This is a genomic window from Streptomyces sp. SID13726 (assembly GCF_010548375.1).
Taxonomy (GTDB): Bacteria; Actinomycetota; Actinomycetes; order Streptomycetales; family Streptomycetaceae; genus Streptomyces.
In genome coordinates, this window is record NZ_JAAGLY010000747.1 from 1 (window position 1) to 400 (window position 400).

Annotated in this window: 1 protein-coding gene; it reads left to right on the forward strand. The window is 73.2% G+C overall.

Annotated features, from left to right (window positions below; all coding sequences use genetic code 11):
- Nucleotides 1–400 (forward strand): alpha/beta fold hydrolase (locus G3I78_RS50090; protein WP_164437332.1); only part of this gene is annotated, 400 nt, incomplete at both ends.

Genomic DNA, 400 nt, shown 5'->3' on the forward strand with positions numbered 1-400 from the left:
GAGAAGCCCGCCTCGACAGGCGGAAAGGACCTCGGCCGGCCGCCCGTACTACTGCTGCACGGGTTCACCGACAACCGGTCCGTCTTCGTCCTGCTGCGCCGCACCCTCGCCGCCGGCGGGCGGCGGCACGTGGAGGCGTACAACTACTCCCCCTTCACGCTCGACCTGCGGGTGACCGCCCGCCACCTCGCCCGTCGCGTCGAGGAACTGTGCGAGCGCACCGGGCAGGAGCGGGTGGACCTGGTCGGGCACAGTCTGGGCGGGCTGGTCGGGCGGTACTACGTCCAGCGCCTCGGCGGCGAGGCCCGCGTCCGCACGCTCGTCACCCTCGGCACTCCGCATTCCGGTACGCGGGTCGCCCCCTTCATGGACGCCCACCCGCTGGTCCGGCAGATGCGGC